The organism is Hymenobacter mucosus, assembly GCF_900188255.1.
In the GTDB taxonomy this organism is placed as follows: domain Bacteria; phylum Bacteroidota; class Bacteroidia; order Cytophagales; family Hymenobacteraceae; genus Hymenobacter; species Hymenobacter mucosus.
The window spans coordinates 29,351-52,195 of the sequence record NZ_FZNS01000007.1; the positions used below are offsets into that span (position 1 = coordinate 29,351).

The 22,845-nt window shown below is 55.0% G+C and carries 13 protein-coding genes and 1 pseudogene; 9 read left to right on the forward strand and 5 right to left on the reverse strand.

All coding sequences use genetic code 11. From position 1 onward, the window contains the following. The first annotated feature begins 24 nt into the window (after window positions 1-24). From CHB83_RS16470 to CHB83_RS16510, 9 genes are all read left to right on the forward strand, one after another. Window positions 25-417, forward strand: a complete 393-nt coding sequence (locus CHB83_RS16470) for a hypothetical protein (protein ID WP_143437163.1) — start codon at window positions 25-27, stop codon at window positions 415-417. A gap of 182 nt (window positions 418-599) precedes the next feature. Beyond that, window positions 600-1,091, forward strand: a complete 492-nt coding sequence (locus CHB83_RS16475) for a histidine phosphatase family protein (protein WP_143437164.1) — start codon at window positions 600-602, stop codon at window positions 1,089-1,091. 363 nt (window positions 1,092-1,454) lie between these two features. Beyond that, on the forward strand, window positions 1,455-3,914 hold the full coding sequence (locus CHB83_RS16480) for a hypothetical protein (protein WP_089333399.1): 2,460 nt from the start codon (window positions 1,455-1,457) through the stop codon (window positions 3,912-3,914). Beyond that, on the forward strand, window positions 3,911-4,639 hold the full coding sequence (locus CHB83_RS16485) for an acyltransferase (protein ID WP_089333400.1): 729 nt from the start codon (window positions 3,911-3,913) through the stop codon (window positions 4,637-4,639). The genes CHB83_RS16480 and CHB83_RS16485 overlap by 4 nt, the downstream gene beginning before the upstream one ends. Beyond that, window positions 4,639-5,874: a glycosyltransferase family 4 protein gene (locus CHB83_RS16490; protein ID WP_089333401.1), complete on the forward strand. Its 1,236-nt coding sequence runs from the start codon at window positions 4,639-4,641 to the stop codon at window positions 5,872-5,874. The genes CHB83_RS16485 and CHB83_RS16490 overlap by 1 nt, the downstream gene beginning before the upstream one ends. Continuing rightward, window positions 5,871-7,010: a glycosyltransferase gene (locus CHB83_RS16495; RefSeq protein ID WP_089333402.1), complete on the forward strand. Its 1,140-nt coding sequence runs from the start codon at window positions 5,871-5,873 to the stop codon at window positions 7,008-7,010. Before CHB83_RS16490 ends, CHB83_RS16495 begins: the two co-directional genes overlap by 4 nt. 93 nt (window positions 7,011-7,103) lie before the next feature. Then, entirely contained in the window at window positions 7,104-8,312 is a 1,209-nt protein-coding gene (locus CHB83_RS16500; RefSeq protein WP_089333403.1) for a DUF1972 domain-containing protein, read from the forward strand. 613 nt (window positions 8,313-8,925) lie between these two features. After that, window positions 8,926-10,284: a sigma-54-dependent transcriptional regulator gene (locus CHB83_RS16505; protein WP_089333404.1), complete on the forward strand. Its 1,359-nt coding sequence runs from the start codon at window positions 8,926-8,928 to the stop codon at window positions 10,282-10,284. 35 nt (window positions 10,285-10,319) lie between these two features. After that, on the forward strand, window positions 10,320-13,892 hold the full coding sequence (locus CHB83_RS16510) for a PAS domain S-box protein (protein WP_179225546.1): 3,573 nt from the start codon (window positions 10,320-10,322) through the stop codon (window positions 13,890-13,892). A 29-nt stretch (window positions 13,893-13,921) separates the two neighbouring features. Here the strand turns inward: CHB83_RS16510 and CHB83_RS24405 are convergent, their stop codons facing one another. The 5 genes and pseudogenes from CHB83_RS24405 to CHB83_RS16535 form a co-directional block, all read right to left on the reverse strand. Further along, window positions 13,922-14,365, reverse strand: a complete 444-nt coding sequence (locus tag CHB83_RS24405; protein WP_089333406.1) for a BLUF domain-containing protein — start codon at window positions 14,363-14,365, stop codon at window positions 13,922-13,924. Between the two features lie 761 nt (window positions 14,366-15,126). After that, window positions 15,127-15,381: pseudogene (locus tag CHB83_RS24410) on the reverse strand (hypothetical protein); the annotation flags it as partial. Window positions 15,382-15,558: 177 nt separating this feature from the next. Further along, the gene (locus CHB83_RS16525) at window positions 15,559-17,124 is read right to left on the reverse strand and encodes a glycoside hydrolase (protein ID WP_089333408.1); all 1,566 of its coding nucleotides are present in this window, start codon (window positions 17,122-17,124) and stop codon (window positions 15,559-15,561) included. A gap of 187 nt (window positions 17,125-17,311) precedes the next feature. Beyond that, complete coding sequence (locus CHB83_RS16530) at window positions 17,312-18,850, reverse strand: RagB/SusD family nutrient uptake outer membrane protein (protein WP_089333409.1); 1,539 nt, start codon at window positions 18,848-18,850, stop codon at window positions 17,312-17,314. 21 nt (window positions 18,851-18,871) lie between these two features. Further along, a complete protein-coding gene (locus CHB83_RS16535; protein ID WP_089333410.1) occupies window positions 18,872-21,976 on the reverse strand; it encodes a SusC/RagA family TonB-linked outer membrane protein in 3,105 nt (1,034 codons plus the stop codon). Window positions 21,977-22,845: the final 869 nt, after the last annotated feature.

Here is a 22,845-nt window from a genome sequence, read left to right on the forward strand (position 1 = left end):
CTACCTTTCTTTCCTGTCTGTACTATGCACGCTGTTAGTTCTTTCGTGCTCCTGAGCCGGTGCGCGCTTATGTTGAGCCTATTAGTGATTTCGCGTCTATTTATGCCCCAGCTGACCGATGATGCGTTGTCGGAGCTTGATTACTCGGCGGAATCTGAGGGGGCACTATCTCCCATTGAGGCGCCCGTTATGCTGGCGTCCCTCGCGCCCGGCTTTACGTACTCGGGAGGCCACGATGCCTCCCATGGCTGCTCACATCATCACCATCCCAAGCCCGTACGGCGGCAGCGCCGCCCCGCTTTGGGCTTCGACCAGACGCACTTTAAACCTAGGGGGCGCCTGGCCCGCCAACCGCAAACTACCGTGTTGGGCCGCGTCAAGGAGTGGTTTGCCGTTGCGGTTCCTGGTAAGCACTAGCGGTACTGGTTTTCCATGTATTGTCATCATCCGGCTGCCTGATCCGCAGCCGGATTTTTTTACCCTATCTGTTCGTAGCTTTTATGATTTTTTTCGTTTCTCAGGGCGCATTTTCGGCTGCCTGGCCTAGCCTGTTGCGGTCCTTGGTACTTGTTGTTTTGCTGCTGCTGAACCATACAGCAATGCCCCGCACTCGCACGGGGGGCGCCGTCACAACGGTGCTATTAGTTTGCGCCGCCGAAAAGCTAACTACCACTGGCCTCCCCGATCCGCCATTGGCGCCGGCTGGTCAGGCGCGGGCCCAGGCACTGCTTGAGTTACTGCGCCGCCGCGGGGTAGCTGGGTTGCTTGCTACCTCGGCCACCAGTTCGCGGGCTACCGTGGCGCCGCTGGCTCAAACGTTGCATCATACTATTCAGGAGTACAATCCTAGCCAACTGCCAGCCGTGGCACTGCGCATAGAGCGGCAGTTTAAGGGCAAGACCGTGGTAATTGTAACGGACCCAACCAGCGTCTTCTCGTTGCTTGATGCTCTGGGTGCCCCCCGGCCTGTGCTGCACCTCACTGGGCCCGAGCATGATTTGCTGTTGGAAGTGCGCTTGCCTACCGATGGGTTTCCTATGGTTCTTACCCGGCGGTACGGCCCAGCCAGCGAAACCCAAGCCGCTCCGTAGGTTTTAGCTTTCGTGCGGGGGGTAGGGCTACGGTTGGCCCCAACTCCTGCACGTCCAAATTGTGGAATGACTAGGTATGAGCTAAAGGAGGAGTTTAATATGATGATAATCAATGATATGTAAGATTGCTATGCTGAATTGAAAACCCCGCGTAGCAGAACAGTCTGTACCGCGCATGACTCAGGGTGGGAGGAAGGTAGGCTGGTATAGCACCGCATGAGTATACCCGCAAAGGCATTCCACCAGATAGAGTGACTGTCCAGTTTATGGACATAGTAGTCAGAGGATGGTGGTGTAGTAGGTTGAAACAAAGGTGCTTATGCTGAAAGATGGTTTTGGCCCTGCCTTGGCATTACTTCCCGCATGACCACAACTACTATAGGATTAGATACCGACCAGGAGCTACTCACCGACCTGATGGGCAAGCTTGGCTACGTACCGGTTGCTGAGGGTGGCTTGCAACTGCGTGGGTTTCACAACCCTGCTGGCGGCCTGCGTTGGGTGTGGCCCGCTACGCTGCGCCAGCCACTGTTTCTGGAGTTTTATAATGCGGCTTCGCCCAAAGCCAAGCTATTTAGTGCCTTCGTCCGAAGTGCCTATGCCGTGGGCATTGCCGATGCGTTATTCCCGCTCCTGCCGTACCGCTTTGCCAGCACGCAGGCGCAACCTTGGCCTACCCCTGACTTTGCCTTGTTCACGGGTACGCCGGGCCCCTACCGCAAAGCCGTTTGCTGCTACGCTGACGCTGCCGGGCAGCAGGTGTTTGCCAAGCTTCCGCTTACGCTAAAAGCAGCTCACAAGGTGCAGGCCGAAACGAAGGTCTTACGGGCGTTGTCGCGCCGCCCAAGCACCTCTTTTCAAGTGCCAGAGGTTGTGAAGGCCGGGCCAGATTTTCTGCTCCAAACCAGCGTCAAGTCTACGCACGCAGTACGGGCCAGCGCACCTATCTATCAGCACTTTGCTTACCTGCAAGAGCAACTGCGCGAAACCATGGTGCACCGCAACCTGGCCGACACTGATTTCTGGCAAACAGTGCAGCAGCAGGTAACCGCTTTGCAGGCCCTACCCGAAACCCGCATTCCGTATGGCCTGCGCGCCAAGCTTCAGCACCTGCTGCGCCAGATCAATCCTCAACAAGTGGTGCCGCTGGCTTTTGCCCACGGAGACTTTACGCCCTGGAATTGCTGGGTAGAGCCGGAGAAGCTGGCTTTATATGACTTAGAGTTTGCTTTGCCCGAAGCGCCACTGCTCTACGATTTGTTTCACTTTCATGTGCAGCAAGGGCTACTAGTGCGCCGAGCCACAGGAACAGATATTCGACAGCAGCTTTGGGACCAGGCTTGGGAACAGTTTCCGGCCTTCACGGAATCTCAGCTGCAACTGGCGCTGCGTCTGTATCTGCTGCATCAGATTTCCAGCTTTGCCCTCGTATACCACGAGCAGGAGCAGTGGCACACCCAAATACAGTGGCTGCTGGCTGGTTGGAACGAGCTTCTGACCCTGGAGCTAGCCTCTCACCTAGAACACCGCCAGCTGTGTCTCTACGACCTCTTGGATGGACTTGCGCCCCAGGGCGGGGTAGTGCTGAAGCCGCGCGCCGAAAATGCTTACTACCCTTCGCCCACCTCCGATGTAGACTTGCTGCTTACTAAGGAGCGCGGCACCGAGGTAGCGGCTTTCTTACAGCGTTTTCCCGTGGTTCGCTCGGCGGCCGTGCGGCGGCAGGCGCACATGGTATCCGTCGACTGCTTTTTTCAGGATGGGTCATTTCTCTCCGTGGATGTGCTGCACCAACTCCTGCGTAAAGCAGTGCGCATCGGCAACAGCGCGGAAGTCTTGGCTCATGCTCAAGCCGCCACGGCAGCCGTGCCTGTGCCCGCTCCCCACCACGATTTCGAATACACGTGGCTGTTTTACTGGCTGAACCAAAGCCACGTGCCCACTACGCACCTGCGGCACTTCCAGCAGCGCCCCGCCCCGGAGCAGCAGCAGTTGCTAACCTACTTCGGCAACAAATACGGCCTGCACTTCGATAGCCTGACCAGCGCGGCCCACTATGAGCCCAGCTTAGGCAAGCAGCTGCGCCAGCAGGTAGCCCGCCAACCCGGCAACCAGGCGGTGAGCCGGTGGTGGCGGACCTGCCAGTACGGCTTGAGCACCATTGCCTCCTTTTTTCGCCCGCAAGGGTTTGTCATCACGTTTAGTGGGGTAGATGGGGCCGGTAAGTCTACGGTAATTGCGCATGTGAAGGAGCGCCTGGAAAAGAAGTGGCGCAAGCGTGTAGTTGTGATTCGGCACCGCCCCTCGGTACTACCTATCCTGAGCGCCTGGAAATATGGCCGCCAGGAAGCCGAAAAGCGCTCGGCGCACACGCTGCCACGCCAGGGCAACAACCAGAAGGTGAGTTCTTCGCTGGCCCGCTTCAGCTATTACTACCTCGATTACGTGCTGGGACAAGCCGTGGTGTGGCTGAAGTACACGCGCCGCGGCCACGTGGTGCTCTACGACCGGTACTACTTCGACTTTATCAACGACAGCCGCCGCAGCAACATCTGCCTGCCTGAGCGCTTCACTAAGGCGCTGTACACCTTCGTCAACAAGCCCCGCTTGAACTTCTTCCTGTACGCCGCCCCCGAGGAAATTCTGCGGCGCAAGCAGGAGCTGTCGGCCGATACCATTGTGCAGCTCACCCAAAAGTACCAAGCCCTGTTTGGGCAACTCTCGGGCCGCTACCACCAGTCGCAGTACGTGCCTATTGAAAACCACAACCTCGACGCTACGCTCACGCTTATCGGCCGCTACATCCAGCAAGAAATCAAATGAAAACACCGCTACAAAATTGGGTGCGGCGTCGCAACCCGCACTTCGTCATTCACCCCGCCGTGCCCACTACCTGGCTGCTCGCCTTTGCAGTCCGCACCGCCGGCGCCCTCATGCGGGGCAGCCTGTTGTGGCTGCGGGGCCGCAACCCCCAGGGCGCCATGCTGGGCCACAACGTACAGTTTAACTACTTGAGCCGCATCCGCTTTGGCCGCTGGCTGAAAGCCGGTGACCATGTTCGGTTCAGCGGCCTCTCTACCGGGGGGCTAACGCTGGGCCACAACGTAAGCATTGGCGCCTACAGCCAGGTTGTGGTGTCTACCTCCCTGCAGGAGCCAGGCGAGCACATTTACATCGGCAATCAGGTAGGCATAGGAGAGTTTGCCTATTTGGGTGGGGGCGGCGGGCTTCGCATTGAGGCCAACTGCATTATTGGGCAGTACTTCAGCTGCCATCCCGAAAATCATTGCCACGCGGACGTTGACGCGCTGATTCGTTTGCAGGGCGTCACGCGGCGGGGCATTCATATTGGGCCCAACTGCTGGATTGGTAGCAAAGTAACGGTTCTTGATGGGGTGCACATAGGCGAAGGCTGCGTAGTAGCGGCCGGCGCCGTTGTTACGCGCTCAATGCCGGCGCGTAGCGTGGTTGCGGGCGTTCCGGCCCGGGTGATTTCCGTGCGGGAGACTTCGGGAGTGCCCGCGCCCCACATAGCGGCCGTTGCCTGATGAAAACTGTGCTCATCACGGCCTACGCCGTCAATCCCTACAAGGGCTCTGAAGATGGCATGGGGTGGAGCTTTATTCTGCAGGCGGCCCGCTCGCACCGGGTGGTGGCCGTCACGCGTGAAAACAATCAGCCTCCCATCGACAAGTTTCTTGCCGAGCACCCCGAACTGGCGCCGCTAGCTTCCTCCATCACCTTTCTCTACTTTGATTTGCCGGCCTGGACGCGTTGGTGGAAAAAGGGCCCGCTGCTGTCGGTGCTGTACTTCTACTTGTGGCAGCTGGGGCTGGGAGTGTGGCTGTGGTACCGCCGCCCACTGGTTGATTTGGTGCACAACCTCAACTTCCACAACGACTGGACACCTTCCTTTCTATGGTTACTGGGTCGGCCGCTGGTGTGGGGGCCCATTGGGCATCACCCGCCCATTCCGGCTAGTCACTTACGTCAGCACGGGGCCCTGGCCTACGGCAAAGACCGGCTCCTGGGCCTCATGAAGCATGCCTTCTGGCAGTTCGACCCCTTTCTGGGCATCACGCAACGGTCGGCCCGCCGGGTGCTTTGCATGAACTCTACGGTAGCGCCCCGGCTGCGCCTTAAGGCCGAACAGTTTGAAATTGTGCCCTCCGTGGCGGTGGATTTGCCTTTGGCAACCCCAAGAATGTCGCCCGAGAACTTCACAGTGATGATTGCCGCCCGAATGGTCCCCCTCAAAGGGTTTGATATGGTCATTGAGGCCTTCGCCGAGTTTTACCACGGTCTGAGTCCCGCCGACCTTCCGAAAGCACGCCTGTTACTTATTGGGAGCGGCCCTGAGGAAAAGCGCCTGCACGCATTACTTGCGCAGCGGGGCGTAGCGCAGTGCACCCAGCATCTGGCTTGGCTCGACCGCGCCGAGCTACTGCAGCTCTACGGGCAGGCCTCCGTGTTTTTCTTTCCTTCCCACGAAGGCGCTGGGATGGTAGTAGCCGAGGCAATGAGTTATGGCGTGCCGGTGCTGTGCTACCAAAACGAAGGTCCTGGCGAGCTAGTACCCCCAGCTTCCTGCCTGCAAGTGCCCTACGCCTCCTTCCGGCAAAACATCCACGACTTCGCCGCTCTGCTAACCCAGCTGTTTGCCAACCCGGCCCTACTCGCCGCCGAAGCCCAGCGTAGTCGTGCCCACGTAGCTGCCCATCATACCTGGGCCCGGCGAGGTCAGCAACTGCAGCGCATCTATCAGAACGTCCTTGCTCAATGAAAAACGTTATTGCTGTTCATTTACTTAACGACCGTAGCGGTAGCCCGCTGGTGCTGCGCAACGCGCTCGATTTTCTGCTAAGCGCTGGTTATCGGGTAGATCTGCTCACTGCTACCCCCAACGAGGAGCCCGGCTTCCTCAGCGACTTACCCGGGGTGATAACGCATGCTCTTCCGTACCGCTGGAGCCCTAACCGGTGGCGCACGTTGATTAATTTCCTGTGGGCCCAGGTGGCGGTATTCATCTCCGTAATGCGGCTAGCAACCCCCAGCACGGTGGTCTACATCAACTCATTGTTGCCGGGTGGGGCGGCGCTGGCGGCCAAGTGCCGCGGGGCCCGGGTAGTCTACCATCTGCACGAAGTGTCTATTCGGCCCGCACTGCTTAAGCGCCTGCTGTGCCGCATTGTAAATCTGACGGCCGACCGTGCCCTCTTTGTGTCTCGTTACGTGCAGGAAGCGCTAGGGCTAACGGTCCGTCATCAAGAGGTAGTCTACAATGCCTTGCCGCTCACATTTCTTACGGAAGCCCATCACGCACCGAGTCCTACTGAGCAGCCATTTGTGGTGCTAATGGCTTGCTCACTAAAGGACTATAAAGGAGTGCCCGAGTTTTTTCAGTTAGCCCGCACGCTGCCCGATATGCAGTTTGAATTGGTGCTCAACGCCAGCGCCGCGCAACTGGATGGCTACCGGGCAACCTATTCCATCCCCGCCAACCTTACCCTGTTTCCAACCACCTGCAACATGCACCCCTTCTACCAGCGGGCGGCAGTAGTCGTCAACCTGTCTCGGCCCGCAGAGTGGGTAGAAACGTTCGGCATGACCATCCTGGAAGCTATGTACTACGGTCGGCCAGTGGTGGTACCCCCGGTAGGAGGCGTCAGCGAAGTAAACTTGATTGGGCAGACCGGTTTTGCCATTGATGGGCGCGACCTGCCCGCCTTGCAACAGGCACTGCTGCTGTTGCGCAACAACCCGCGGGCCTATGCTCGCATGTCGGCGGCCTGTTTGCAGCGCGCCGCCGCTTTTTCTCCTGCTCGCTTCGGCGAACAGATTCGGCGTCATTTCCAGGCTGAGTTTTCCCACGTGTTCGTGCCTGCCGCGCAGGAAACCGGCAATCCTATCGGCGCTTAACGCTCGGCTGCGGCCTAGGCTGCTTCCTTCCGGCCAGTAGTGTCAGAAGCCGCGCCTCTATTCCCTTTCCCTCTATTCTTCTCTTTACGAACAATGACCAGCAAGAAAGTCGCCATTATTGGTACCGTAGGCCTGCCCGCCTGCTACGGCGGATTTGAAACCCTAGCGGCCTACCTAGTAAAATACCTGGGCCATAAACACGAGCTAACCGTTTATTGCAGCGGTAAGAAGTACCCGCGGGAGAAACGGCAAAGCCACTACGAAGGAGCGCAACTAGTATACGTTCCCCTTGATGCCAACGGGATTCAGAGCGTACTCTACGACTGTTTCTGCATCTTGCACGCCCTGTTTTTTGCTGATGTGCTGCTCATCCTGGGCGTACCGGGCGGCATTATGCTGCCCTTCGTGAAGCTCCTCACGCGTAAGAAAATTATCGTTTCCATCGACGGCATTGAGTGGCGCCGTGACAAGTGGAACCGCCTCGCCAAATGGTACCTACGCTACGCTGAAAACCTAGCCGTGAAGTACTCCCACGCCGATATTTCTGATAACGATGCCATTCAGGATTATACTGCCCGTACGTACAGCACCCGGAGCCGCGTAATTGAGTACGGCGGCGACCATACTGTACGCCAGCCTATTACCGCTACCTACAAACAGAAGTATGCCTTTCTGAGCAGCCCCTACGCCTTCAAGGTGTGCCGTATCGAGCCAGAAAACAACGTACATCTAATTCTGGAGGCATTCGCGGAACTGACTGATTATCCCTTCGTGCTCGTTGGTAACTGGAACAATAGCGAGTTTGGCCGTCAGCTGAAAGCTTCTTACGGTGCCTTCCCCAATCTGCATTTGCTGGACCCCATCTACAACCAGGAAGAACTCGACGTACTGCGTGGCAATTGCTTTATGTACATTCATGGGCATAGCGCCGGTGGCACCAACCCGTCCTTAGTCGAAGCCATGTACTTAGGACTACCTATTCTTGCCTACAATGTAGCATTCAACACGGCTACCACCGAACACAAAGCCTTATACTTCGCTTCCAAAGAGCAGTTAAAAGCGGCTATTGTAACCATCGGCTTCGCTACGTGGAAGAACGTAGGCGTCGAGATGAAGGCCGTGGCAGAGCGACGGTACAAGTGGGATATCATTGCCCAGAAGTATAACTACCTAATAGAGCGCGTGTCTGCTGCAAAGTACAAAGAGGGCGTGCGGCCGTTGCTGAGTACCCTAAGTCAGCAATCCTTATTGGAACATCAGCTTGGTCACTACCAATCCTTGACGATGTTTTATGAAGAGTAGCAAAACGTGATGAAAATCAGCTTTTCCAAAAATGGGAATTTATTGGCAGTTTGCTAAAAAACTATTACTACCATAAAGTACAAAACAGAGATTGTGAGGATAATAAATTTATTATATAATTTATATTTTAAATAAGCAATGCACAAAACTTAAAGTATTGTACTGCGTAACTATAACCAATACTAGGACTATTCCTGTATTTTAAAAGCCAGTTCATTTTGGGAAATTAGATTCTACAAAAAAAAATTTCGCTGTATAGTACTATGGAATAGATAATTAAATATCGTTTGATATCGTATAAACACTAAATTTGTGGCTGTATCCTATGTATGTACATTTTGTAGTGAATAAAGCGGGCTGTTTCCATGAAATACAGCCAGTATTCTAGTGTTAATAATTGGTGATTAATAAAAGTGCAATTTTTTGTCATGTCATTTCCCGGCTAGCGCATGCTATTTATGTAGTAAAGTGCTATTACTGGACATTGCAACGGATGAGCTATACTATAGTGCAAGTGACTCCATTAGTCCTTTTTAACCGACTTTGAAAGAGTAGTATGGGGTGTGATTTTTAGCCCATATGCTTATAGTGTTACGCGTTTTTTCGTTTGCGAATGAAATCCGACATAAGTACGAAGTTCAACATTTGTATTGTTGAAGATGACCCTTGGTATGGCCAACTACTACAGTATCAACTCTCTCTAAATCCAGATTATACAGTCAAACTCTACTCTCTCGGTAAGGAATTCTTTGAGGCAGTTCAGGAAAAGCCCGATGTTATTACTATCGACTTTTCGCTGCCGGATATCAGTGGCGACAAGCTGCTTAAAAAGATTTTACGCCACTTTCCTGGGGTGCCCGTTATCGTTATTAGCGCCCAAAGCAAGATTGCAACGGCCGTTGAACTGTTGAAGCTGGGTGCTACCGACTACTTGGTGAAGGATGAGTACACCAAAGAGCTTCTGTGGAATGCCATCCAGAAGATTCGCGAAACGTCGGCTCTAAAGCAGCAGGTTCAACACCTGGAAAGGCAGTTGCAGGATAAGTACAGCTTCAACAAGCTGCTGAAAGGCAACAGCCCAGCCGTACTGCGCACCTTCGACCTGATGGAGCGGGCCGCACAAACGCCCGTCAACGTATCCATCAATGGGGAAACGGGCACCGGCAAAGAGCTGGTGGCCAAGGCTATTCATATGAACTCGGAGCGGCAAAAAGGACCTTTTGTTGCGCTGAACATGGCGGCTATTCCCGGCGAACTAGTAGAAAGCGAGCTGTTTGGTCACGAGAAAGGCGCCTTCACGGGAGCCATCAGCCGCAAGATTGGCAAATTTGAGGAAGCCAATAACGGCACGTTGTTTCTCGATGAGATTGGCGAGCTGCACCCCAATGTTCAGTCTAAGTTGCTGCGCGTTTTGCAGGAGCGGGAATTGCAGCGCGTAGGAGGAAGCGAGAAGATCAAGCTGAATGTGCGCCTGGTGACGGCTACGCATAAAAACCTGGCTGAGGAAACCAAGAAAGGCAGCTTTCGGGAAGACCTGTACTATCGCATCATTGGCTTGCCAATTGTGCTGCCTCCCCTGCGCGACCGGCAAATGGATATTATCCTGCTGGGCAAGCACTTCCTAGATGAGTTCTGCAAGGCCTACCAGAAGCCATCCATGAGCATTGCGCCAACTGCCCACGAAAAGCTGATATCGTATGACTACCCCGGAAATGTTCGGGAGCTGAAAACCATCATCGAACTAGCTGCGGTGCTGAGTAACAGTCGGGAAATTCAGCCGGAGGATATCTTGTTTCCTCCCGCCGCTAAAAACAATGGGCTGCTGGCCGAGGAAAAAACTCTACGCGAATATACCTGCACCATCATTCGCCATCACCTAGACAAGTATGAGAACAATGTGCCCTTGGTAGCCAAGAAGCTGGACATTGGGCGGTCTACTATTTATAAAATGATCCAAGACGGAGAATTTTAATGGCAATGAGTAATTACCAGAGTGCCCTGCTTGCAATGGAAAATTCGGAGTTGCGGGCACTGCTAGCGCAAAAGGAAGCCGAGATTCTTGCTCTTAAAGCGACCCAGACCAAGCAGCACGCGCCTACTGCTTGGCCTATCGCACATCAGCTAGACCAGTGTTTACTGCTCATGCAGCAAGTATTTACGGCTCTGCTGCTTAGTGATGCACACGGGCGGATTACGTGGGTAAATGCGGGCTTCACCAAAATGTGCGGGCTTACCTTGGAGGATGTACTAGGGGTAGAGGCTAAATTATTACTGGGAAAAAGCCTGCTGGGCACCGCTACGGATGCTTACATTAACCACTGCCTAGCCCAGCTGCTACCCTACGAGTATGAAGTGCCCAATCCTTGCTCCACGAAGGAAGGAGACTGGATTCGGGTAAAATGCCAGCCTATCTTTGATAGTGCCGGTGAGTTGCTGTTCTACGCCGGGATGGTTGAGGACATTTCTGTCTGGAAGCAAACGCAGGTTGTGCTCACGGAAAGTGAACAACGTTTCCGGACCCTGATTGAGAATGCCCCCGGGGTACTGTATGAGTGGCGCTGGAATTTTGACGGCACCTGCCAGTGCACTTACGTCAGTCCGAAATTGCAGGAATTATTCGGGATATGCCCGGATCCAGACCAGCAAATTACCGACTACATACACCCTGATGATCGGACGCGCTTTCACGAGTCTATCTTCCAAGCAAGCAGGAGGCGCAGCAACTGGCACTTTGAAGGACGGGCCGTGGTACCGGGCCAACCTCTGCGGTGGTGGCGTGGAACGGCCGTAATGTCTGGTAAAGACGAGAAGGGCCTGCTCTACCAAGGTATTCTGCAGGATATTACGTCGTCTACCGTTGCTCAAGAGTCCATTCGGGAAAGCGAGCAGCGCTGGCGGGCCTCCATGACGGCTTTGGGCAATGATGACTGGGAGTACGACTTCCAAAAAAATTTACTCCATATGTCGCCCAAGTACTGCCAACTGTTTGCCTACGATGGGCAGCCGTTGCACTTGCACAGTGATAAGGAGCATCAGGGCACTACCCCACAGCACAAAGTCTACGAAACCGCCCGGCAAACCATGGGCGCATACTTACGTGGTGAGCTACCCTTCTACTCAGCCACATACCGGCTAACCGACGAAGAAGGGCAAGACATGTGGATTCTGTCGCGGGGTATGATAACCAAGCGCGATGAGCATGGCAACCCTCTCATTGCCACGGGCACTCATGCGGATATAACAGAAATTACAAAAACACAGCTAGCGCTCGAAGCATCGACTCTGCGGCTGGGCAGTACCATTGCTAACTTGCATAGGGCGGTACTGCTGGAAGACGAAAACCGCAAGGTTATTCTGGTAAACGAGATTTTCTGCCGCTTGTTCAAGTTGCCCTATACGCCTGCCCAATTGGTCGGCGCCGATTGCGTTTGGCTAGCCGAACAGATCAAGGGGGAGTTCAGCAATGAAAGCACTTTTATGCAGCAGGATGCTGGCCGTACTACCCAGCAAGGGGTAGTAGTGCGCGGTGAGGCTATTGCTATGAAAGATGGTAGAACCCTGAGCCGCGACTCCACGCCCATTTATGCCAAAAACAGCTACATCGGTTATCTGTGGAACTATGAAGATATAACAAAACGCAGGAGGGAGGAAGATGGTCTGAAGCGCCGGGAGGAAAAATATCGGGGCATTCTAGAGAATCTGAACCTAGGCTTAGTAGAATTGAATTTGAACGGCGAAGCTATTTTCGTAAATGATAGTTACTGCGAGATAAGCGGGTACACGAAGCACGAATTGCTATATAATACGCCCGATCAGATGCTATTGGACGAAGCCAACCAAGCAATGGTGCGTGATAAACGGCACCTGCGCGCCGCTGGCATTTCCGACACGTACGAAGTACCAATAAAAACCAAGCGTGGGGCACTAAAGTGGTTGCTGGTGAGCGGGGCTCCGCTTTACAACGATGAGAAGCAGATTGTCGGCTCTATTGGGGTTCACCTCGACATCACGCACCAGAAGCAGCTAGAAAGCAAGCTGCGGGAAGCAAAAAAGCACGCGGAAGAATCGGCCCAAGCCAAGGAGATGTTTTTGGCTAACATGAGCCACGAGATTCGCACGCCCATGAATGCCATTTTGGGTATGAGTCAGCTGCTGTCCAAAACGCCGCTTTCAACCCAGCAGAATAATTACTTGCACGCCATTTCTTCCTCGGCCGAAAACCTGTTGGTTATCATCAACGATATATTGGATATATCGAAGATAGAAGCCGGTAAGATGGCAATTGAGAAAATAGGATTCAACCTGTCGAAGGTGTGCGAGCAGGTGGAAAAAACCTTGCAGTACAAAGCCGAAGACAAGGGCCTCACGCTGAGCGTACAGGTAAGCCAAGATATACCCGATGTATTACTCGGCGACCCTTATCGTATCACCCAAGTGCTGCTCAATCTTGCCGGCAACTCTATCAAGTTCACGGAGAAAGGCCAAGTAAGCATTGTTTGTGAACTGACCGGTACGATTAACGAGGAGGCAGTTGTGGAGTTTTGCGTGAGCGACACAGGAATTGGTATCGACCCGGCGTATCTCAAGCACTTGTTTCAGGATTTCAGCCAAGAGGACTCGTCGGTTTCGCGGAAGTTTGGTGGTACCGGCTTAGGGCTGAGTATTTCTCAAAGCTTGGTGCGCCTCATGAGTGGCAGTATCCGCATTCAAAGTGAGAAGCACCGTGGTACCATCAGTACCTTTTCGTTGTCACTACCCATCGGTTCGGTGGCCGATTTGCCCCGCAAGGAGCTTACCGTAGGGTCCAAGTTCATTCGGGAGGGGCTACGCGGCAAGCGGGTTCTGCTAGTCGAAGACAATGAATACAACCGGGTACTGGCCAAGTCGTTTCTGCGGCAAGCCTCCATTGAAGTGGCGGAAGCCGAAAATGGGGAAGTGGCGGTACGCATGGCCCAGGAACAGGAGTTCGACCTGATTCTGATGGACGTGCAGATGCCCGTGATGAATGGCCTAGAGGCTACTGCGCAACTGCGCAAGGTGCTGGGCCAACGCCTACCCATCATTGCCCTCACGGCCAATGCCATTCGGGGAGATAACCAGAAATGCTTGGCTGCGGGCATGAACGACTACTTATCGAAGCCGTTTCACGAGGACGACCTGCTTAAAATTGTGCATGAGTGGCTGCTGTGCTCGTCCTCCAAACAAGACCAGGCACCTACGCTCTACCGACCTGATATCCTCAAAAACGCCGCCCAAAACGACAGCAATTTCGTGGCGTTCATGCTCCGCACGTTTCTGAAAAGCAGTGAAAGTGTACTCTTTAGTATGCAAAATGCCCTGGAAACCAAGGATGTTCAGATACTGAAGGCGGCGGCTCACAAAATCAAGCCCAGCCTGGCCCACCTGCAAGTATTCCAAGTGCTGGCGCCCATTGAGCAGCTAGAAAGCTGGGAGGGTGACTTTGATCAGCAGAGCTTAGAACCGCTAGTAGAAATTACAGATACTCTTTTACGCCAAGTAATGGCCCAGATTACCCTTGATCTTAAGGACAGTGAGCCCAACATTGTAAAGGAAAGCTAAGCTCGAACTAGCTGCTCTGCTTCTCGACCTTAGAAGGAGTCATCATACTGCGCAATGAAATCCATAACCAGATGTACCAACCCCGGGCGGTTTGGCGCCAGGGAGCTCATCATTGCGCGTAACTTACTGGGCTCTACGTAACCTGGCAGGTCACACTCCTGCCCAGGGTATTCTAACGGAAAACTAGCGCACCAACCTGGAAAGCTGCGCCTTGCCCAAGGACCCTCGTTTAGTACGGTGCAGGCCGTATGACGAGGGTCTAGCGCAATGTGTTCATAATATAAATTCTTGACGACGGATTCTTCGCCTTCCAACAACTGGAGAATTTGTCCACTTGGCAAGTAAAGCAGTAGCCCCGTAATATTCTTATTACTGTTGTGCTTATGGGATTGCGTCAATAAGGCTATCAACTCAGGCAAGTTGAACGGTTCTTTCGCGTGGCTTTGGTAAATCAGATGGTATAGCGCATGCATCAGGCTAGGCCTTCATGTGGCTTTTGAGAACAAGAATTCTAAAACAAAACTAAGGATTAATTATAATATGCAGTAGTAGGCATCTTTTGACCCCACTTCTAGCAGCAATTGAGCGGGTAATTTGTCTTGAAGCTCCCATGTTAGCGGTGAAAGCGCCGTTCTAATTTAACCGCTTATAGTGGTCTTGGAGCACGAATATACTTAGTGCAGGCAATACTAAATAGAGTAGTATCACAGGGTGCTTACGCACGCATATCCTCGAAAGACGGCAGCGCAGGCTATTGTTGGTAGTCCCACAAACCTACTATAATCCAATTCGCCTTTCGGTGCTCTTTTTCTATTCTGCTATACTAATTATAGTAAGCTGATTTCAGAGTAGGACTATACGTATTAAAGAGAAGAAAACTGGCTGTCCTAAGCTGGAGTATGTACAATAGAAAAGCCCCGCTCCTGGTCGTAACGGAAAGGCGAAAAATGATTTGATAATATGCCTAGCCCGCTGAGCAGTAAGGCAGTAAACGAAGCACCCTGAGCAGGTGAGGTAGTGTTAAACGGCTGCGCTGGTGCCCGGTGGCACCTTACTTACGTAAGCCATTGGCTTACTAACAAGGCACCGCCAAGCACGTCAGCATACTGCCTTGCCGCGAGAGTATAGGGCCACGAACCCATTCGGGCTAGGCCAAGTGCTTTGCTTACATAACGCCCTGTACCCAGAGACTACTTGGCCAGTAGCGCAATAGTTTGGGCAGGGAGCCCGGTCATCAGAATTTGAATAGGACCCGCACCCGTAGCTTACACCTATATGAGCACCAACCTTGGTAGGCGTGGCGGCGCGGCCCAGTGTAGAACTCATGGCTGGCATGAGCACCACTTTCGATTCCCAGCAGCCGGGCGGGCTTGTTCACGCGTACCGTTACTTCGGTGTTGGCGTCGGGTACCGGCGCGCCCACTTGGTCTACGATGGAAAGTTCCAGCGGTGCTGCCCCATTGTTTTTGGTGGCAAGAGTAATGCGGTCGGGGCTTGGGCGTAGGGTGCGAGGGGTGCCGGCTAAGCGTAAGGTGGAGGGCGGCGCTAGGCTTGATCGTTAGTAGCAGGTAGCTCACCGCCCTTCACGTCGCCCAAATGAAATTTCCAGTCGGAAGTAAAGCCAAAAGTCTGATAACACAGCAGACAGGGAGGATTAAGCAAAGAACTAGCGCAACGTGCTTACCAGGGTGGTGATGGAGTGTGGCGCTACGCGCAAGGCCTGGGTGGCGGGTACTGGCGGACCAGGCTGCAGACTAGCACTAGCCGAGGTAACATAGGGCTGGCCGGAGCCCAGCCGCTGCCCAGATACTACAAGACGCAGGGTTGCCGGAGCCGCACCCTCATTGACTACCACCGTTATCAGTTGTCGCCCGTTGGGGCTGCGGTAGGCCGATACCAGCGGCGCACCGGCAGGGCTCTGGTCGAGTTGGGTAGCTAGGCGTACGGCGCCGGGCCGCACAAAACGGCTGAAATTGCCCAGGGCCCACAGCATTTTGCTGGGGTAAAAGGCTCCATCCGTCTTGTTTTTATCGACGTACACTAAGCCGTCTTTGTAGTCGTAGGGTGAAATGGCGAGCCACCACTGCCAAGCCGCCGCATTGGCTACGGTTAGGTCGGTGTGAATTACGCGGGCCAGGTAGAGGGCCGGCGTCATGCCCAAGTCGCGCGGGCCGCCGTTGATTTCGCCGGCATTATCGCCCAGAATGCAGTATTCTGATTGCCAATAGGTCAGCTTGTCGGTGGCAGATACCCGGGCGGCTAGCTGCTGACGCGTGGCTACGGCCTGGGTTTGGGGTGAGGTAGTGAAGTAGCTGTGTCCCGCTATGATACGGGCAACGCGCGGCGTATTACCTAAGTACGTGGGGGCCGTAGCGTTGCCGAAGAAAGCGCCTATCTGGTCGCCCTGTTCGGGCTTGTCGGCGGGGCTGAAGAGGTAGTCTAGCTTGCCGGCCTCGGTAATGAGGAGTTGGGTAGGCAATTTGTTGGCAACCAGCGCCGCGCTGAGGGCTTTGCAAATACCAGTGATGTCTTCGTTTCGGAAGGGCGTGCCCTCCTGACCACCGTCGCTCCAGTCCCATTGCGGTTCGTTTACTGGGCTGAGGTAGTCGAAGGTAATGCCCGTGCGCTGGCGCACGCCCTCAAGTACGCGGGCGCAGTAGGTAGCCAGGTCCGTATGGCGGTCGGGTGCCAGATTGGGCTGCTTGGCCGTTGCGTAGGCCTTACCGTTGCGCGTGAGCGACACGGGGGGACTATTTAGGAAGCCCAAAAACTGTTGCACACCCCGCCGCCGCGCGGCTTGCAAAAACCAGCGTTGCCCGGCCAGCCGGTCCCAGTCGTAGGTACCCGCGGGCGTTAAAAACGACTCGGCGCGTCGCCATTCGTCTTTTATGCCGCTTTGCTCACCCTGCTCCGCGCTGCCCGCCCCGATATTGAAGCGCCACTGCGAAAGACCAATGCCTTTGGGCTGGCCGCCAGGCCCATTTTCGGTACTAAACAGCAAGTCGGCAATGGCTTCTTTTTTGGCCGCCGGCCAAGTGCCCACAAACTGACAGGCCCAGGCATCGGAAGCCGCGAAGTTGGCAATGGTTTGCTGGGGCTGCCTTGTGTTAATACGCACGGTAAGTACGGATGGCGCGGGAGCTTGCTGGCCAACAGCCGAACTAGTAGCCAGCACCAGCCCACCCCAACCAAGGCCCAGCGCTGTGGGCAGACACCTCAGAAAGTGAAGCATAATAAACGAAATGAAACGGTAGCCCAGCCACCTGGCTACAGAAAGTGGGTAGCCAAGCCCCGCAGGAGGAGTAGTGAAAAAGCACTGCGCTCCAGTTGGCAGGTGTGCAGAGTGAAGTAGTAAGCAGACGTTAACATAAATTCGCCCGGCGCAAACTCAATCTGCGCCGGGCGAATTGTGCCGTTGCTTAGTAGCCAGGGTTTTGTGTTACTACGCCGCCCGAAAGCTGAATCTGGTTTGTAGGAATCGGAAACAGGTTGTTGCTTTCCGAAATCTGGTCTTTCAGTTTCCCTTTGTCGTAGGGGTCGGTGCTGGTGGCCTGGTAGGCATTGAAGGCTCGAATCACGGCTACTAGGCGATGCTGGCGCACAAGGTCGTAGTAGCGGTGGCCTTCCATGGCCAGCTCCAAGCGGCGCTCCAGCCAGATGTCGTTGAGCAGCTGCGCGCCAGTAGACCGACGAGGAAGCACCGTGCCGGGCTGCAGGCGGTTGGCGCGGGCCCGCACCAGGTTAAGCGAAGAGAGGGCCTTGGTCTCCTGCCCTAAGCGGTACGAAGCCTCCGAGTGCATCAGCAGCAAGTCGGCGTAGCGCATCTCAATGCGGTTGAGTGGGGCGTGCTCCCGCTCGTTGGCGGGGCGGTCGGCCAGGGGTACGAACATTTTGCGGCTCGTACGGCCCGATTCGTTTTCCGAAGGCTTGGTGTTGTAGTTCGAGTAGTCAAAGTTGGCCGTGGCGGTTCCTACGCTGTCGCCCTGCCGGATGATGGTCCATTTCAGGCGCGGGTCATTTTCGCGAAGGAAAGCTTGCTCCAGGTTGCTAGATGGGGTGTTGAAGCCCCACCCGCCGTCGGCACGGCTACGCATTACCACCGTGAGCGAAGTGCCTAGGTTAAAGGTTTGGTTGGGGCTGTAGTTCAGCTCAAAAATCGACTCATTGCCGTTGTGGTTGTTTACGTTCCACACGTAGCTGAACTCGTCGTTTAGGTTGTACTGGGCCGAGTTCATAACTGCCTCCGCAGCTTGCTGAGCCGGGGCCCACTGTTCGGTGTAGAGGTAGGCCTTGGCCAGGTAGGCGTTGGCGGCGCCTTTGGTAGCGCGGCCTTTTTCAGCACCGGGCCGGTCACGCTTCTCGGGTAGGGCCGCAGCGGCTTCCTGCAAATCCTTGATAATTTGAGCGTAGCAATCGGCCGCCGAGGCGCGCGGCACGGCTAGGGCTTCGGCAGGCGTCAGCGTAGTGAGCACCAGGGGCACGCCGCCGTAGCCCTTCACCAGCTCAAAGTAGTTGTAGGCCCGGATGAATTTCAGCTCGCCCAGTAGCTTCTGCTTTAGCGCAGCATCAATAGGGGCTTTTTCAATGCCCGCCAAGGCTGCGTTGCAGTTGCCAATGGCTTGGAAAATGAAGGTGTAGCGGTTATCGAACCACTCGTTGTTGGGTAGCCAGAAGAAGCGGGAAAAGTCACCAAACTCGCGTTGGTCGCCGGCAATGGCGTTACCCTTCCAGGCGTCGTCCGAGCCCGCGTCGCCGAACATGCGGCTGCGGTCAATCTTCCACCAGTCATCTTGGTCCGTCAGGGCGTAGCACCCCATCACGGCGGCGGTGCATTCTTCGGCGTTCGTGTAGAAGTTGGCAGTCGTTTGCTGGCCGTTGGGGGTTTGCGTTAGGAAGTCCTCGCAGCTTTGCAAGCTTAGGCCCAGCGCTAGGCTCAGGTATAGGCAGTATTTTTTCATGACAGGGGCGGGTGGGAAGGATTAGAAAGTGATGTTGGCGCCGATCAAGTAGGTGCGGGTAGTAGGGTAGTTACCCAGGTCGACACCACGGTTCAGGGCCGAGGCAGCATCGGTGTAGGAGCGGCCGTAGCCAATTTCGGGGTCGATGCCGCTGTAGTTCGTGAAGGTGAACAGGTTCTGGCCGCTCACGTACAGGCGCAGGCTGGACATGCGCAACGTGTTCACAAAGCCCTTGTTGAAGGTGTAGCCCAACTGCAGATTGCGGACGCGGGCGTACGAGCCGTCTTCCACGTAGAAGGTCGAGAAGCGCGTGAGGTTCTGGTTGTTGTCATTGGCCGCAATGCGCGGAACCGTGTTAGAGGTGCCTTCGCCGTGCCAGGCCCGGTCTTCGAGGCCCGCAATCTTGTTGTAGTTATAGCTCCCCGAGTACCACCAGCCCTTGTTGGCATTCACCACGTCGTTGCCCAGGCTACCCACCAATGAGGCTTGCAGGTCGAAGCCCCAATAGCCTGCCGAGAGGTTGACACCGAAGGTTAAATCCGGCGTGGGGTTGCCAATGAACTTCTGATCTTTGGCGTCAATCACGCCGTCGTTGTTGAGGTCGGCAAAGCGAAAATCACCTGGTACCGCGTTCGGCTGAATCACCTTACCATCGGTAGTGCGGTAGTTTGCTACCTCGGCCTGGTTCTGGAAAATGCCTTCGGTTTGGTAGCCATAATATGCACCTACGTAGCCGCCTTCTTCCGTTTTGGAGGGACGCCCAAAGATGGGGGTGTTGCCCGAGTACAGGGCCTGGCCGTTGGCTAGCTCATCTATCTTGCTGATAGCCCGCGTGCCGTTTACGCTCAGGCCATAAGTAAAGGCTCCCGTTGACTTGGCATAGCCCACCGTGAAGTCGAAACCGTTGGTGTGCAGGCTGCCTACGTTGGTGATGGGGCTGTTGTAGCCGGCACCTACGTGGGCCGGAATGGCCTGGTACATGAGCATGTCGTAGGTGTTGCGCCGAAACACGTCGGCCGTTACCGTCAGGCGGTTCTGCAAAAAGCCCAGGTCAACGCCCACGTTGTAGTCCTCCACTGTTTCCCACTTCACGTCGGTGTTGGGCACGTTGCTTTGTACTACTGCTACCTGCGCCGTGGGGTCCTCGCCGGTCACGTAGTACGTTTTGGCCAGGGTTCCGATGAAGGCCGTGTTGCTGATGTTCTGGTTACCTACCCGGCCCCAGCTGGCGCGCAGCTTAAAGAAATTTAGCTGCTCCACGTCTTGCAGGAAAGACTCTTCCGACACTAGCCAGCCCGCCGACACGGAGGGGAAGGTGCCCCACCGGTTGCTTTCCGGAAACACTGAGGCTGCATCACGCCGCACACTGGCCGACAGCAGGTAGCGCCCCTTAAAGTCGTAGTTGACGCGCCCAATCAGCGAGGCAATGGTGTTGATGTAGTCGTTGCCGTAGGCGCTGTAGTTGGCGGTGGCCGCGTCGAGGTAGCGCAAGCTGGGGTCGTTGCTGGGGATGGCCTGGCCCGAACCCGATTGGGTGCGGGTGTCAAACTTTTCTAGGGTCACGGCGCCCAGGGCCGTCAGGTTGTGGTCACCAAACGACTTGGTGTACGTCAGCGTGTTGGTATTATTCCAATAGATGGTCAGGTTGTGCTCCCGCGTCACCGAGTTGACGAGATTGCGCTCATTCACATCAATGTTGAAGAAGGGGTAGAACGCATTGCGCTCATAAATGCTGGTGTTGGTGCCAAATCGAGTTTCAGCAACCAAGCCCGGCAAGAACTCATAGTTGGCATATATATTCCCAACCAAGGAATACTGGTTACGCTTGTCGTCGTTGCGCTCTATGGTAGCGAGGGGGTTGCCGATGTCGGTGGGTGAAACACCGTAGTAATCGTAGGGGTTGCCCGAGGTACCCTCCACACGGGGTCTGGTAATAGGGTCGTCGTTGAATGCATCCCGGAACAAGCTACCGCTATTGAGGTAGTTCTGGGTAGTCATGGTGAGGTTCAGGTCCTGGCCCACCTTCAGGCGCTTGGCGGCCTGGTACTGCGTTTTCACGCGCAACGACAGGCGGTCGAAATCGGAGCCTTTTACCAGGCCGCGCTCCTTAAAGTAACTCAGACCCGTAGAATACAGCACTTTTTCGCTCCCGCCCGACAGGCCTACCGAGTAGTTTTGGGTGATGCCCCGCTGGGCAATCTGCTTCCACCAGTTGGTGGTTTCCGTAAACGAGCCGGGGTTGGGGTACACGGCTGGCTGCCCCGAGTTGGTGGCCGCTAAGTTCATGATGCGGGCGTACTCGCTGGCCGAAGCCATATCGGGGAGGCGCGTGGGGTCCGACACACCAGTGGTGGCATCTACCGTAACAACGGGCTCGCCTTGGGAGCCCGTTTTGGTGGTAATCAGCACTACCCCGTTGGCCGCCCGCGAACCGTAGATGGCCGCCGAAGCCGCATCTTTCAGCACGGATATGGTGGCAATGTCCTTGGGGTTAAGATAGTTGATGTTGTTGACGGGCAGGCCATCAACTACGTACAGGGGGCTGTTGCCGTTGATAGTCGAGATGCCACGAATCAGAATTTGCGGCTGGCTGCCCGGCTCGGAGCCCGCGCCCACTACCGTCACACCCGAAGCTTTGCCTTGCAGCGCCGAGCCCACGTCGCTCACGGTGAGCTTGGCTAGTTCCTTACCCTCCACGGTGGTCACGGCATTGGTCACGGCTCGTTTTTCCTGGCTACCATAGCCAACTACCACGGCCTCGTCGAGCAGCTGCGTGTTGGCGGCCATCTTCACCGTGAGGGTGGTTTGTTCGCCCACTACTATTTCCTGGCGGTTATAGCCCACGGACGTGATAATCAGCTTGGCGCCTACCGTGCCGCTTGGGATGCGCAGGGTAAAACGTCCATTCTCATCGGTGATTGTGCCCACTGTGGTGCCTTGCAACACAATGGTAACGCCGGGCATGCCCTCGCCTTTTTCATCCAGCACCGTACCTGTTATGGGTGTATCGGCCACGGTAGAAGGCTGAGCTGTTGTGGAGGTAGTCCGAGAACTGGCATTTGCCGCAACAGGAGCTGCTACTAAGGGCAGTAGAGCTCCGCAGAGGAGAATAGATTTTGTTTTCATACGCTAAGGGGACTAACTGCCGGCCGAAACCCGCAGGGTGGGAAGAAAAGAGAGTAGCTCGAGGAGTCGGTGGCCGCGGAGAAGCTGCACATACCAAGCTGGGCACCGATTTAGGGTGGAGTAAAAGTACAGGCTCCTAGGAGCCGACAACGGCCATCTTTCCAGCGAAAAAGGGGGCTGAATTCGTCAATTCTTCTTAAGCTAAGCAATTAAAAATTCAATGAATTATTGTAAAAATTATATAAATTAAGATAATAACGATGCCTTATTCCGGTAGCTGCTGAATAGAAAACTGGGCTACCATTGCATCTAGCCAAGTAAGCAATGAAGCGGTGTAGGCAACCAGATGCCGAAGTCGGTGTCCATAAGTATTGTAGCCTATCTGTCGCGTAGTTGGCTACTCATTAATACGCGCCCGAAACCATGCATTTACCAGCGTCTGCGCACTACTATCCCGTAGCGGCGTGCTAGGCAAAGGAGTTCAGTAGAGAGCTGCTTCTGGCGGTTTGTACCAATTTACCCCCTCCTTTCGGTGGAATTATCCCCGTTTCGTCCCTAGAGCTAGTTCTACCTTTGATCATCATGATTATTACTTGCCCGCCAAAGGTTCATGAGCAACCTGCTACCCCGTAAGGCATGAGAATGCTTCGGGCTGGTAATTTGGGCGCGGTACCCCTAAAGGCAGCGCCACTTTCACAGTAGGATGATGAAGTGATATCACTCGACCTACCTACTCTGTTAGGGCACTGTTGGCTGAACACGCCTATTCAAGCAGGATTTTGCGGTTTAGCACCCAGTGCTGGCTGTTTTTATCATAACAAAGCCAGTCAATCTACGCGTACTTATTGGGAGCGGGAGGGACGTACGCT